Raw genomic sequence first — 14,830 nt, forward strand, 5'->3', positions numbered from 1 at the left:
TTCAGGCAACCCGGTTCCGGATTGCCTGAAGTGTTACGAGAGACTTAGATTTTGTCCCACGCCATGTGCCAGTGCGCCCCTACACCGGGCTCAAAGCCGTTGGCCGTCGGGCTGTATTGCTTGCAGTAACCGGACTCGGGGAAGGGCTTGCATTCGAAGACTTCATTGGTCTTGGGTTGCAGCACTTTGGTACCGGCGGTGTACTCGCTGATGCCTTCTGGGAATACGAAGTCATGCTCGACGCCCGCGCCTTCACCGGTCATCTGGGTGGGTTGGGTGTCCTGGCGAGTGGTGCGGCCATCCAGCGTGGTGCCGACCAGCGTCAGGGTGTGTTGCCCAGGATTACTGCGAACATCCATGGTCAGCGAGGTCGAACCGCTCTCCACCTGCTTCGCAACGGAACCGACCGGCTTGTTGTTCTCGTCGAACAAGGTCGCTTCGACGTTCATCGGGCGATTGGAGATCATGCTGAACTGGACGCTGGCCAGGCCTTTTTCCAGAACGTATTCGGCTTGCTGGGAGGCCACCGACATGCGCGCTGCAGTGTCTTCCTTCATGTCCAGTTGGACTTCGTAACGAGTTACGCCGCTTTCTTTCTGGGCGTAGAGGGTGTTGTTACCCCGGACCGGTTCGATGTTGCCGTTCTCATGACGAATACCGGCGCGGATCAGCGAGTGAGTGCTGTTGATTTTTTCTGCCAGTTTGAACGCCCAGTTATTCGGCGAGCCTTCCTCGGCCGTGTCGATGGCGATTTCGACGTCGTAATCCGGGCTGACACCGTTGGCAGAGAATGCACGGGCCTTGACCTTGTCGCCGACCAGCAATTGGGCCGATGGCGCGATTCCGCCTACCGAAGTCCAGCCACCTGGCAACGACGGTTCGCCGAGGATATTCACATCGACGGCGTTGTAGAAGGCCGCGTCGGTATCGCCGACAGTCCAGATCCCGAGGATGACGTGCTGGCCGGATTTGTCTTCAGGAATGTTGCAATTGTGCTTGGCGCCGGACACCGGCAGTTGATGCCCACCGTCGACGACGCAGAACGGCGTGCTTTCGAACGAAGCGCGCTTGAGGGACTCGTTAACGTTCCAGCCGTTGCGAGTGATGAAGTATTCATGCTTGGTCGCGGGGTGGGACTGGGTGTAGCGCCACTGGAAATCGATATTGCGGTCTTTGATTTCGGTCAATTGCCAACGGGAAGCAGACTGGGCATCCATGGCGGAGAACGATGGATGACCGCCGCTCGGAATCTTGCCGTCGATCGGCCCTTGCAAAGGAGCACCGCCAACACCGGCCGGAAAGCCTTTGAACGTTTCGCCAACACTTTGAGGTTCGTATTGCGCGGCGCCACAGTTGGTATTCACACCTTTCTGGCACAGCAGCGCGCGCGAAGGCGGCACTTCCATATAGCCATGGGCTGATACGGTTTGAGATGCCAACATTGCCGATAACAGGATCATTGAAGAGGAGCATGCGGTGAGCGCACTTCCCTTGAAGAAGGTTCTTTTCATGATTGTGTTCCAGACTACTTATCGAAAATTAAGGCGCCGTAAGGGCGCCGCTGTTCGTAATCTCGTTCGGAACTACACCGAACGAAGGTCTGAAACCTTACCGAGATGAAAGAGAATTCTATGTAGGACAAGTCACCGCTGACGTGAGGATTGATCTCTCTCTTCACTTATCTGACAAAGAAAGAAAACATTCTTACAAGGAGCAACGTATTTGCCAGGCCTGCGTTTTTTCAGACAAAAAAAAGCCTGCCCGGCGTTGGCCGAACAGGCTTGATGGAACCGGCAAGTATTACTCGTGATACTGCGCCGACAGCTCATGCACCGCGCGCAGGAATGCACCCGCATGTTCCGGATCGACTTCCGGGGTGATGCCATGGCCGAGGTTGAACACGTGGCCACTGCCCTTGCCATAACTGGCGAGGATCCGTCCGACTTCGGTGCGGATGGCTTCCGGTTTGGCGTAGAGCACGGTCGGGTCCATGTTGCCTTGCAAGGCGACTTTGCTGCCGACGCGGTCGCGGGCATTGCCGATGTCGCAGGTCCAGTCCAGGCCCAACGCGTCAGCGCCGGCGTCGGCGATGCTTTCCAGCCAGAGTCCCCCGCCCTTGGTGAACAGGATGACCGGCACCTTGCGGCCTTCGTGTTCGCGGATCAGGCCACTGACGATCTTGCGCATGTAGGCCAGGGAGAATTCCTGGTACGCCGCCGCCGAGAGGTTGCCGCCCCAGCTATCGAAGATCTGCACCGCTTGGGCACCGGCCATGATCTGGCCGTTGAGGTAGCTGGTGACCGACTGAGCCAGCTTGTCCAGCAACAAGTGCAGGGCTTGCGGGTTGTCGTAGAGCATGGTTTTGGTCTTGCGGTAGTCTTTCGACGAGCCGCCTTCGACCATGTAGGTGGCCAGGGTCCACGGGCTGCCGGAGAAACCGATCAACGGCACACGACCATTCAGTTCGCGGCGGATGGTGCTGACCGCGTCCATCACATAGCCGAGGTCTTTGTGCGGATCAGGGATCGGCAGGGCTTCGATGTCGGCCAGGGTGCTGACGACTTTCTTGAAGCGCGGACCTTCACCGGTTTCGAAGTACAGGCCTTGGCCCATGGCGTCCGGGATGGTCAGGATGTCGGAGAAGAGGATGGCCGCATCCAGTTGCGGGTAGCGGTCGAGCGGTTGCATGGTGACTTCGCAAGCGAACTCCGGGTTCATGCACAGGCTCATGAAATCACCGGCCTTGGCACGGCTGGCGCGGTATTCCGGCAGGTAGCGACCGGCCTGACGCATCATCCACACAGGGGTGACGTCTACGGGTTGCTTGAGCAGGGCGCGAAGGAAACGGTCGTTCTTCAGGGCAGTCATGTCGGCATCCGGAAAAAAAGTGCGGGCATTTTCTCAGAGCGCGACGCAAAAGGCACGGTTGCAGGTCAGCCTTTTGTCTATCGGGTCAATTTGTCGCATTTTTGCAGCATCGCAAAACACTGTGGGAGCTGGCTTGCCAGCGATAGCATCACCTCGGTCCATCTGACAAACCGAGGTGTCTGCATCGCTGGCAAGCCAGCTCCCACAGGTATTGCATTCCAATATTGGAAGTTGATCAGACGCCCAGGTAATCCAGGATCCCTTCAGCCGCATTGCGGCCTTCGAAGATCGCCGTCACCACCAGGTCAGAACCGCGAACCATATCGCCACCGGCGAAGATTTTCGGGTTGCTGGTCTGGTGCTTGTATTGACCTTGTTCCGGCGCCACAACGCGGCCCTGGCTGTCGGTCTGGATGCTGTGCTGCTCGAACCACGCAGCCGGGCTTGGTCGGAAACCGAAAGCGATGACCACGGCGTCGGCCGGGATGATCTCTTCGGAACCCGGGATCGGCTCGGGGCTGCGACGGCCACGGGCGTCCGGTTCGCCGAGACGGGTCTCGACCACCTTCACACCTTCAACCTTGTCTTCACCAACAATGGCGATCGGCTGGCGGTTGTAGAGGAATTTCACGCCTTCTTCCTTGGCGTTCTTCACCTCTTTGCGCGAGCCCGGCATGTTCGCTTCGTCACGACGATACGCACAGGTCACCGACTTGGCGCCCTGGCGGATCGAAGTACGGTTGCAGTCCATCGCCGTGTCCCCGCCGCCCAGCACCACAACCTTCTTGCCTTTCATGTCGACGAAATCTTCCGGCGACTTTTCAAAGCCCAGGTTGCGGTTGACGTTGGCGATCAGGAAGTCGAGCGCGTCATGCACACCCGGCAAATCCTCACCGGCAAACCCGCCCTTCATGTAGGTGTAGGTGCCCATGCCCATGAACACGGCATCGTATTCTTCGAGCAGTTGCTCGACGGACACGTCCTTGCCCACTTCGGTATTCAGACGGAACTCGATGCCCATGCCGGTGAAGACTTCGCGACGATTGCTCAGCACGGTCTTTTCCAGCTTGAACTCGGGGATACCGAAGGTCAGCAGACCACCGATTTCCGGGTTCTTGTCGAACACCACCGGGGTCACGCCGCCGCGCACCAGCACGTCGGCACAACCGAGGCCGGCAGGGCCTGCGCCGATAATGGCTACACGCTTGCCGGTCGGCTTGACCTTGGACATGTCCGGGCGCCAGCCCATGGCGAACGCGGTGTCGGTGATGTACTTCTCGACCGAACCGATGGTCACCGCGCCGAAGCCGTCGTTGAGGGTGCAGGCACCCTCGCACAGACGATCCTGCGGGCACACCCGACCGCACACTTCCGGCAGGGTGTTGGTCTGGTGCGACAGCTCGGCGGCCTGGAGGATGTTGCCCTCGGCCACCAGTTTCAGCCAGTTCGGAATGAAGTTGTGCACCGGGCACTTCCATTCGCAATACGGGTTACCGCAACCCAGGCAGCGGTGGGCCTGATCGGCCGAATGCTGGGGTTTGAAGGGTTCGTAGATCTCCACGAACTCTTTCTTGCGTTGACGCAACAGTTTCTTCTTCGGATCTTTGCGCCCGACGTCGATGAACTGGAAGTCGTTATTCAGACGTTCAGCCATTGTTAAAACCTCATCAAACTCTTCAGGCGCATATCACTGCGGGTTGGCACGGGTGCTGGAAAGCAACGTTTTCAAGCTGGCAGCCTTTGGCTTGACCAACCAGAAACGACGCAGGTAGTCATCGAGGTTTTCCGCGAGTTCACGACCCCACTCGCTGTCGGTTTCCTCGACGTACTCGTTCAGCACGCGTTGCAGGTGGCTGCGGTAGGCTTCCATCGCTTCGCCGCTGATCCGCTGGATTTCCACCAGTTCGTGGTTGACCCGGTCAACGAAGGTGTTGTCCTGGTCGAGCACGTAGGCGAAACCGCCGGTCATGCCTGAGCCGAAGTTGTAACCGGTCTTGCCCAGCACGCAGACGAAACCACCGGTCATGTATTCGCAGCAGTGATCGCCGGTGCCTTCCACCACGGTGTGAGCACCGGAGTTACGCACCGCGAAACGCTCGCCCGCGGTACCGGCGGCGAACAGCTTGCCGCCAGTGGCGCCGTAAAGGCAGGTGTTGCCGATGATCGCACTGTCCTGAGTCTTGTAGACGCTGCCCTTCGGCGGAACGATGACCAGCTTGCCGCCGGTCATGCCTTTGCCGACGTAGTCGTTGGCGTCGCCTTCCAGGTACATGTTCAGGCCACCGGCGTTCCACACACCAAAGCTCTGACCGGCCGTCCCTTTGAAGCGGAAGGTGATCGGCGCGTTCGCCATGCCTTGGTTGCCGTGCTTGCGCGCGATTTCACCGGAGATCCGCGCACCGATCGAACGGTCGCAGTTGCAGATATCCAGGGCGAAATCGGCGCCGCTCATGTCGTTGATGGCCGAGGTGGCCATGTCGACCATTTTCTCGGCCAGCAGACCTTTGTCGAACGGCGGGTTGCGCTCGACCTGACAGAACTGAGGCTTGTCTGCCGGGATGTGATCGCTGCCCAGCAACGGGGTCAGGTCCAGGTGTTGCTGCTTGGCGGTCTGGCCTTCGAGGATGTCCAGCAGATCGGTACGACCGATCAGCTCTTCGAGGGAGCGCACGCCCAGCTTGGCCAGCCACTCACGGGTTTCTTCGGCGACGTAGGTGAAGAAGTTCACCACCATGTCGACGGTGCCGATGTAGTGATCCTTGCGCAGCTTCTCGTTCTGAGTCGCGACGCCGGTGGCGCAGTTGTTCAGGTGGCAGATACGCAGGTACTTGCAGCCCAGCGCGATCATTGGCGCGGTGCCGAAGCCGAAGCTTTCAGCGCCGAGGATCGCGGCCTTGATCACGTCGAGGCCGGTTTTCAGGCCGCCGTCGGTCTGCACCCGGACTTTGCCGCGCAAGTCATTGCCACGCAGGGTCTGGTGGGTTTCGGCCAGGCCGAGTTCCCACGGAGCGCCCGCGTATTTGATCGAGGTCAGTGGCGATGCGCCGGTGCCGCCGTCATAACCGGAGATGGTGATCAAGTCCGCGTAGGCCTTGGCCACACCGGCGGCGATGGTGCCGACGCCCGCTTCTGCCACCAGCTTCACCGAGACCAGGGCCTTCGGGTTGACTTGTTTCAGGTCGAAAATCAGCTGCGACAAGTCTTCGATGGAATAAATGTCGTGGTGCGGCGGTGGCGAGATCAGGGTCACGCCCGGCACTGCGTAACGCAGCTTGGCGATCAGACCGTTGACCTTGCCGCCTGGCAGCTGACCGCCTTCGCCGGGCTTGGCGCCCTGGGCGACCTTGATCTGCAGCACTTCAGCGTTGACCAGATATTCCGGCGTAACACCGAAACGGCCCGTCGCAACCTGCTTGATTTTCGAGCTCTTGATCGTGCCGTAGCGCGCCGGGTCTTCGCCGCCTTCGCCGGAGTTGGAACGCGCACCAAGGCGGTTCATGGCTTCGGCCAGGGCTTCGTGAGCTTCCGGCGACAGCGCGCCCAACGAGATGCCGGCGGAGTCAAAGCGCTTGAGCACCGATTCCAGCGGTTCGATCTCGCTGATGTCCAGCGGCGTGTCCAGGGTCTTGACCTTGAACATGTCGCGGATCATCGACACCGGACGGTTGTCCACCAGCGCCGTGTATTCCTTGAACTTGCTGTAGTCGCCCTGCTGCACAGCGGCTTGCAGTGTGTTGACCACGTCCGGGTTGTAGGCGTGATATTCACCACCGTGGACGAACTTCAGCAGGCCGCCCTGCTGGATCGGCTTGCGCGGGCTCCAGGCTTCAGCGGCGAGGGCTTTCTGCTCGGCTTCGATGTCGACGAAACGTGCGCCTTTGATGCGGCTTGGCACGCCGCGGAAGCTCAGGTCGCAGACTTCCTCGGACAGGCCGATGGCTTCGAACAGCTGCGCACCGCGGTACGAGGCGATGGTCGAAATACCCATCTTCGACAGGATTTTCAGCAGGCCTTTGGTGATGCCTTTGCGGTAGTTCTTGAACACCTCATAGAGGTCGCCCAGCACTTCACCGGTGCGGATCAGGTCGCCCAGCACTTCGTAGGCCAGGAACGGATAGACCGCCGAGGCGCCAAAACCGATCAACACGGCGAAGTGGTGCGGATCGCGTGCGGTAGCGGTTTCGACCAGGATGTTGGAGTCGCAACGCAGGCCTTTTTCGGTCAGGCGGTGGTGCACCGCGCCGGTAGCGAGCGAAGCATGAATCGGCAGCTTGCCCGGCGCGATGTGACGGTCACTCAGGACGATCTGGGTGCGACCGGCACGAACGGCTTCTTCAGCCTGATCGGCGACGTTGCGCACGGCCGCTTCGAGGCCGACGCTTTCGTCGTAGTTGAGGTCGATGATCGCGCGCTCGAAGCCCGGACGATCGAGATTCATCAGCGAGCGCCACTTGGCCGGGGAAATGACCGGCGAGCTGAGGATCACGCGCGAAGCATGTTCCGGCGACTCCTGGAAAATGTTGCGCTCGGCACCGAGGCAGATCTCCAGCGACATGACGATGGCTTCGCGCAGCGGGTCGATCGGCGGGTTGGTCACCTGCGCGAACTGCTGACGGAAATAGTCGTACGGCGTGCGCACGCGCTGGGACAGCACGGCCATCGGCGTATCGTCACCCATCGAGCCAACGGCTTCGTAGCCTTGCTCGCCGAGCGGACGCAGCACCTGGTCGCGCTCTTCGAACGTGACCTGGTACATCTTCATGTACTGCTTGAGCTGATCGACGTCGTAGAACGCCGAACCGTGATCGTTGTCTTCCATGGTCGCCTGGATGCGCAGGGCATTCTTGCGCAGCCATTGCTTGTACGGATGACGGGATTTCAAACGGTTGTCGATCGCATCGGTGTCGAGGATCTGGCCGGTTTCGGTGTCCACGGCGAAGATCTGGCCCGGGCCAACGCGGCCCTTGGCGATCACGTCTTCAGGCTGATAGTTCCAGACACCGATTTCCGAGGCCAGGGTGATGAAACCGTTTTTGGTGGTGACCCAGCGCGCCGGACGCAGACCGTTACGGTCGAGCAGGCACACCGCGTAACGACCATCGGTCATTACCACACCGGCCGGGCCGTCCCACGGTTCCATGTGCATCGAGTTGTATTCGTAGAACGCACGCAGATCCGGGTCCATGGTTTCGACGTTCTGCCACGCAGGCGGAATGATCATCCGCACGCCACGGAACAGGTCGATGCCACCGGTGACCATCAGTTCAAGCATGTTGTCCATGCTCGATGAGTCGGAACCGACGCGGTTCACCAGCGGGCCGAGTTCTTCCAGATCCATCAGATCGTTGGTGAACTTGGTGCGACGGGCCTGGGCCCAGTTGCGGTTGCCGGTGATGGTGTTGATCTCGCCGTTGTGGGCGAGGAAGCGGAATGGCTGGGCCAGCGGCCATTTCGGCAGGGTGTTGGTGGAGAAGCGCTGGTGGAACACGCAAATCGAGGTTTGCAGGCGCTGATCGCTGAGGTCTGGATAGAAGGCGGTCAAATCCGCCGGCATCATCAGGCCTTTATAAATGATGGTCTTGTGCGAAAAGCTGCAGATGTAGTGATCGACGTCGGCGGCGTTCGCCACGGACGAGCGACGACGGGCGCTGAACAGCTTGATCGCCATGTCCTGATCGCTCAGGCCTTCACCGCCGATGTAGACCTGCTCGATCTGCGGCAGGCGCTCAAGGGCCAGGCGGCCGAGGACGCTGGTGTCGATCGGCACTTTGCGCCAGCCGACCAGTTGCAGGCCTTCGGCCAGGATTTCGCGGTTGAGGTTCTCGCGAGCGGCTTCGGCTTTGACCGGGTCCTGGTTGAAGAAGACCATGCCCACTGCGTATTGCTTGGGCAATTCGACGCCGAAGGTTTCCTGGGCGATGGCTCGCAGGAACACATCCGGTTTTTGAATCAGCAGACCGCAACCGTCACCGGTCTTGCCGTCGGCGTTGATCCCACCGCGGTGGGTCATGCAGGTCAGGGCCTCGATGGCCGTTTGCAAAAGGGTATGACTGGGCTCGCCCTGCATATGGGCTATCAGGCCGAAACCGCAGTTATCCTTGAATTCATCTGGTTGGTACAGACCTGCTTTCATAGACACTTTCTCACCAGGCTGCCTCTTGTCGAGGCAAATTTCTTTTCAATTCAACCACTTACCATCCGCGCCGAACGTACGCCAGCTTTGCGGGGGCAAAAGGGAGGTCATTGTACACACCGACACAGAGGCTCACAAATTTGACGACGAACTGTCGCAAATCTATGTCGCATTTGTGAAAGGTTTAAAGCGATCTGCTGTGCTAGTCAAAACTTTTTTTAATTTCGACCGCAACGACTCAAAGACTACTGTGACGCAGACACCACAAGGCACGCGGCCTGTGAGGCCAGCGCGCTCTTGCAGAAATTTTGAGGTGCCGGGAGAGGCGGCCTGGGTAAGGCCGCCGAATCTTCAGCGAGTTGTTGCCAGTTCCTGTTGGACGCTGGCGACAGTGCGAGGCCAAGGTTTACCAGCCTGAACCTTCGCTGGCAAGGCCTTGATGGCGGTAACGGCTGCATCGCGGCTGGCGAAGTTGCCGTAGGTGATGACGTAAAGCGGCTTGCCGTTGAGGACTTTCTTGAAATAGCGGTACTCGCCGCCCTGCTCTTTCACGAAGGATTGCGCGGCGGCTTCGGAGCTGGTGCCGAGGATCTGCACCACGTAGTTACCCGGAGCCTGACCAGCGTACCAAGTACCACCAGCGCCTTTCGCAGCAGCAGCGGCGGCTGGTTTCTCGGCAGGCTTGGCGGTGGCCACGACGGCAGGCTTGGCTGGCGCCGGAGCCGGCTTAACGGCAGGCGCAGTCGGGGCTGGCTTGGCGGTCGCGACCTGAGTCGGCGCTGGCACCGGCTTGGTGGCAGGCGTCGGCGCAGGACCAGGCTGGATGCCCGCAGGCGGCGCGGTGGTGGTCACGGTCGGCGGTGTAGCGCTGGAACCTTCGACCGGCACGCCATCGTCGCCTTCGGTGATGCCACCGGCCGCTTCCGCCAACGGGCCACGCATGACCGGCTGCGAGTTGCCGACCAGCGGCAATGGCATCGGTTGCGAGTTGCCCGCGAATTCCACGGCAGGTGCGCCGCCGCTGTTAGGTTGTGGCGTGCCCTGGCCCAGCGGCAGTTGCGCCTGTTCGTTGGCAGGTGCGCCGGTGGTCGGTGCTTTGCTGCGACCCGGCATCAACCAGGCGGCGGCTACCGCGACCACGACGACGGCGGAAATCGCCAATACGTGTTTCTTCGGCATGTTGAACCCCATACTTGGACGCTTGACCGCTGAGCGGCTGGCAATCATGGCTTCGATCATTGCATCGCGGGCGACCTGGTTGATGTTGCCAGGCCAGCCGTCGGAGCTTTCGTGAATATCAGAGATCTGTTCTGCAGTGAAAAGTTCGATACCCCGGCCCGCGCCTTCGAGCCGTTGGTCCAGATACTCGCGGGTTTCTTCTTCGGTGTAAGGCTGCAGTTCGATGACGTGGAAGCGCTCTTCTTCGAGACTCAGCGCCTCAAGTTGCGCAATCAGCGAGGACTCGCCGAACAGGAACACGTGCGGGCGGCCTTCCGGCGCACCGGCGGCCAACTCCATCAAGGCTTCGAGCGCAGATTCGTCGAGTTGTTCGGCGTCATCCACCAGCAAATAGACTTCCTGCCCCGTGAGTGCGAGTTGCACCACTTGAGCCAGGATCGGGCCAATCTCAGCTTGAGCGACGTTCAGCGACTGAGCCACCTGACGCAATACGCCCGCCGCATCACCGGCACCGCGGGCGGAAACCACTACGCTTTGAACGGACTGTTTGTTGGTGCTGGCCACCAGGGCCTGACGCAACAGGGTCTTGCCACTGCCTTGCGGGCCGGTGACCACCAGCAGCAACTGGCTGTAACGTGCCAGGTGATGCAGCTGACCCAGCACTGGTTTGCGCTGAGCCGGGAAAAATTTGAAGCCAGGTACCCGCGGAGCAAAAGGGTCATGACTCAACTGGTAATGGCCGAGGAAAGCCTCGTCGGCATGCAAACTAGTCATCGGGATCTTATTAACCTTTAAGCTGAGCCAGGGCGCGGTAATCCGCTCCCAGCGTGGCCTGTAAAACCTCTTTCGGATAATCGTCGGTCACCACGGCTTCGCCCATGTGGCGCAGCAGCACCAGGCGCAAACGACCGTCGATCACTTTCTTGTCAATTGCCATGTGTTCGAGAAAATCGGCCTCAGTCATCTCTGGAGGCGGGATGACCGGCAGGCCGGCACGCTGGAACAGGCGAATACCGCGATCACGCTCTTGCTCACTGATCCAGCCGAGACGCGTGGACATTTCCAGCGCCATTACCGTGCCAGCAGCGACCGCTTCACCATGCAGCCAGACACCATATCCCATGTGGGTTTCGATGGCGTGGCCAAACGTGTGGCCCAGGTTCAACGTGGCCCGTACACCGGTTTCCTTTTCGTCGGCGCCGACCACCGCCGCCTTGGCCGCGCAGGAGCGCTCGATGGCATAGGTCAAGGCGACCTGGTCCAGGGCACGCAGGCGATCGACGTTTTCTTCGAGCCAGGTCAGGAACGGCTCGTCGCAGATCAAGCCGTATTTGATGACTTCAGCAAGCCCGGCGGACAATTCGCGGGCCGGCAGGGTATTGAGGGAGGCGGTATCGATCAGCACCACGTTCGGCTGATAGAAGGCGCCGACCATGTTTTTGCCCAGCGGATGATTGATCCCGGTCTTGCCGCCCACCGAGGAGTCGACTTGCGACAACAGCGTGGTCGGAACCTGGATGAAATCGACGCCACGCTGGTAACAGGCAGCGGCAAAACCGGCCATGTCGCCAATCACGCCCCCACCGAGTGCGATAACGGTCGTGCGACGGTCGTGTCGTGCCGTCAGCAAGCCGTCGAAAATCAGTTGCAGGGTTTCCCAGGTCTTGAAGGCTTCGCCGTCGGGCAGCACCACGGAAATCACCGAAAACTGCGCAAGGCTGCGGGTCAGACGTTCAAGATAGAGCGGCGCAACGGTTTCGTTGGAGATGATCGCCACTTGCCGTCCGCGAATATGCGGGGCCAGCAGCTCTGGCTGATCCAACAAACCTTCGCCAATATGAATCGGGTAGCTGCGCTCGCCTAGATCGACCTTGAGTGTCTGCATGTGTCCCCACAGTGAAGATGAAATCAGGCGTCCCGCCTTGAGTTATCGAGTATCCAGGGCATCTGATGGTGTGACGCCGTTCGGTAGCCATCCGCCACAACCTTGAGCCGTCGTGGCAGGACGCCGAGGATAGCGCATTTCGCGCTGCGCTTTAACGGGGAGGCAGTTGCTGCAAGCGCTCGAGAATATCGAGCACCACCATACGCGGCGGCCGCTCATCCGTTTCAACCACCAGGTCGGCGATTTCCCGATATAGCGGATCGCGCAACTCCAGCAGGTCCCGAAGGGTCTTGGCCGGATCCGCGGTACGCAACAGTGGTCGATTACGATCGCGGGCAGTGCGGCCGACCTGCTGCTCGACGGAAGCATGCAGATATACCACCCGACCACCGGCACGCAGCGCCCGACGATTGGCTTCGCGCATCACTGCACCACCACCGGTCGCCAGCACCACGCCATCGCAACCGCACAGCTCGGCGATCATCGCCTGCTCGCGATCACGAAAGCCTGGCTCGCCTTCCTTATCGAAAATCCATGGGATATTGGCGCCCGTGCGCAATTCAATTTCCTTATCGGAATCTTTGAATGGCAGGCGCAGCTCTTTGGCCAGCAACCGGCCGATGGTGCTTTTTCCAGCCCCCATCGGTCCAACAAGAATCAAATTTCGCACAGAATCAATGACTCACAGCAATCGCCTGGTTGTTCATGATACGCGGAGTGAGAAATACCAGCAGCTCGGATTTTTTCTCCGAAACCACGTCACGCCGGAAAAGGCGGCCAAGATACGGCACATCACCGAGAAATGGCACCTTATCTACAACCTTGCTCTGAGTATTTGAGAAAACGCCACCGATCACGATGGTCTCGCCGTCATTGACCAGGACCTTGGCGTTCACCTCGTTTTTCTTGATCGGCGGTACATCCTGCACCTTGTTCAGGTAGTCCGGTTCGTCCTTGGTGACCTTGACCTCCATGATGATCCGGTTGTCCGGAGTGATCTGCGGCGTCACCTCAAGCGACAGCGAGGCCTCCTTGAATGACACCGATGTGGCGCCACTGGAGCTGGCTTCCTGATAGGGAATCTCGGTGCCCTTGAGGATTTTTGCAGTTTCCTTGTCGGACGTGACCACCTTGGGCTGCGAGACGATTTCGCCGTTGCCGGTTTTTTCCATGGCGGTCAGCTCGAGATCCAGCAGCACATTGTCGGTGATGAACGCGATACCGAGCCCCGAGGTGTTGGCGGCGGCACCCATATCGACGAACGGCGAATTGGTACTGGTGCTGCCAGGCGTACCAATGGTCGACGACGCGTTGGCGCCATTGCTGACCCCGGACGTGTTCCAGTTGCCCTTGTTCTGCAATGAACCGCCCCAGCGCACGCCAAGGCTTTTGTCGTAGTCGACGTTGGCTTCGACGATTCGCGCCTCGATCATCACCTGACGCACCGGGATGTCCAGCTGCGCGACGATCCGGCGAAGTTCGTCGAGGCGATCCTGAGTCTGATAGGCAATGATGTTGTTGGTCCGGTCATCGACGGTGATCGAACCCCGTTCGTCCACTTTCGCCTCGGCACTGGTCACCGACGTGAACAATTTGGCGATATCCGCCGCCTTGGCGTAATTGACCTGCAGCAGTTCACGACGCAATGGCGCAAGATCGGCAATCTGCTTCTGCGATTCCAGCTCCTGACGTTCGCGCGCGGCAATCTCGTCGGCCGGGGCCACCAACAGCACGTTGCCGATCTTGCGCTTGTCCAGCCCCTTGGTTTTCAACACCAGGTCGAGCGCCTGATCCCATGGCACGTTTTGCAGACGCAAGGTGATGCCGCCCTGCACCGTGTCGCTGGCCACCAGATTGAGATTGGTGAAGTCGGCGATCAGTTGCAGAACCGAGCGTACATCGATGTCCTGAAAATTCAGCGAGAGCTTTTCACCGGTGTAGGCAAAGCGCTCGGCGTTGCGTTTTTGCAAATCATCGACGGTCATCGGGCGAATGCTGACGGTGAGTTTGTTGTCGGTCTGGTAGGTCGAGTAATCGAATGCGCCACTGGGCTCGATGCTGATGGTCGCCCGGTCTCCGGTGGCGCTGGCGTTGACGAATTGCACAGGCGTGGCGAAGTCCTTGACGTCCAGGCGCACTCGCAAAGGTTCCGGCAACTGGGTTCGGGCGAAGTTAAGGACGATCTTGCCATCGCGCTCCTGAATGTCCGGGGCAATGGAGGGATCCGACAGATCGATGACCACATTGCCTTCACCCTGGGTTCCGCGCTGGAAATCCACGCCACGGATCGCCTTGCTCACCGGCGCATAGGTCTTGGCCGGCGCCGGAGTGGCCGTGGCGACACGTGGCGGCTTGGCCGCGGGTGCAGACGCTGCGTTACTGGCTCCACGCCCGACCACCACAAACAGAGTGTTGCCTTCGACGCGAGCGGTATACGGAGTCAACTGAGTCAGATTGATGATCAGCCGCGTGCGGTCCTTGGCTTCCACCACCGTGGCGCTGCGAGCATTACCGCCGCCCAGGTCGCGGGTCTTGCTCGCCAGTTGGTTGACCACCCCGGGCAGGTCCAGCGCAATCCGCGCAGGCTGCTCCGTCGTGTAGCCGTGGGGCGCCGGGGGGGCACCATCGAATGACAACTTCAACTCGACGCGGTCTCCCGGCAGCGCAGCGACATCCAGCGCTTTGAGGTTGGCCGCTTGTACCATCGGCGACAGCAACGCTATCCATAGCGAAATTCCGAAGGTTGCGAAAATCCTGTTCATTAT

General features: G+C 60.0%; 8 protein-coding genes. All 8 read right to left on the minus strand.

Going from position 1 to position 14,830, the window contains the following annotated elements:
• Positions 1-44: 44 nt before the first annotated feature.
• Positions 45-1,511, minus strand: coding sequence for an N-acetylglucosamine-binding protein GbpA (gene gbpA, locus F8N43_RS20525; RefSeq protein ID WP_150639706.1), 1,467 nt, complete (start codon positions 1,509-1,511; stop codon positions 45-47).
• Positions 1,512-1,800: 289 nt separating this feature from the next.
• Positions 1,801-2,868 (minus strand): uroporphyrinogen decarboxylase, encoded by a 1,068-nt coding sequence (gene hemE / locus F8N43_RS20530; RefSeq protein WP_150632715.1) that lies wholly within the window; start codon positions 2,866-2,868, stop codon positions 1,801-1,803.
• A 235-nt stretch (positions 2,869-3,103) separates the two neighbouring features.
• Positions 3,104-4,522: an FAD-dependent oxidoreductase gene (locus F8N43_RS20535; RefSeq protein WP_150632716.1), complete on the minus strand. Its 1,419-nt coding sequence runs from the start codon at positions 4,520-4,522 to the stop codon at positions 3,104-3,106.
• 33 nt (positions 4,523-4,555) lie between these two features.
• A complete protein-coding gene (gene gltB / locus F8N43_RS20540; RefSeq protein ID WP_150632717.1) occupies positions 4,556-9,001 on the minus strand; it encodes a glutamate synthase large subunit in 4,446 nt (1,481 codons plus the stop codon).
• A gap of 351 nt (positions 9,002-9,352) precedes the next feature.
• A complete protein-coding gene (locus tag F8N43_RS20550) occupies positions 9,353-10,954 on the minus strand; it encodes an AAA family ATPase (RefSeq protein ID WP_150632718.1) in 1,602 nt (533 codons plus the stop codon).
• A gap of 10 nt (positions 10,955-10,964) precedes the next feature.
• Positions 10,965-12,065: a 3-dehydroquinate synthase gene (gene aroB / locus F8N43_RS20555; RefSeq protein WP_150632719.1), complete on the minus strand. Its 1,101-nt coding sequence runs from the start codon at positions 12,063-12,065 to the stop codon at positions 10,965-10,967.
• A 151-nt stretch (positions 12,066-12,216) separates the two neighbouring features.
• Positions 12,217-12,735 (minus strand): shikimate kinase AroK, encoded by a 519-nt coding sequence (aroK, locus tag F8N43_RS20560; RefSeq protein ID WP_150632720.1) that lies wholly within the window; start codon positions 12,733-12,735, stop codon positions 12,217-12,219.
• A 4-nt stretch (positions 12,736-12,739) separates the two neighbouring features.
• On the minus strand, positions 12,740-14,827 hold the full coding sequence (gene pilQ, locus F8N43_RS20565) for a type IV pilus secretin PilQ (protein WP_150632721.1): 2,088 nt from the start codon (positions 14,825-14,827) through the stop codon (positions 12,740-12,742).
• Positions 14,828-14,830: the final 3 nt, after the last annotated feature.

Source organism: Pseudomonas fluorescens (genome assembly GCF_902498065.1).
Taxonomy (GTDB): domain Bacteria; phylum Pseudomonadota; class Gammaproteobacteria; order Pseudomonadales; family Pseudomonadaceae; genus Aquipseudomonas; species Aquipseudomonas fluorescens_BJ.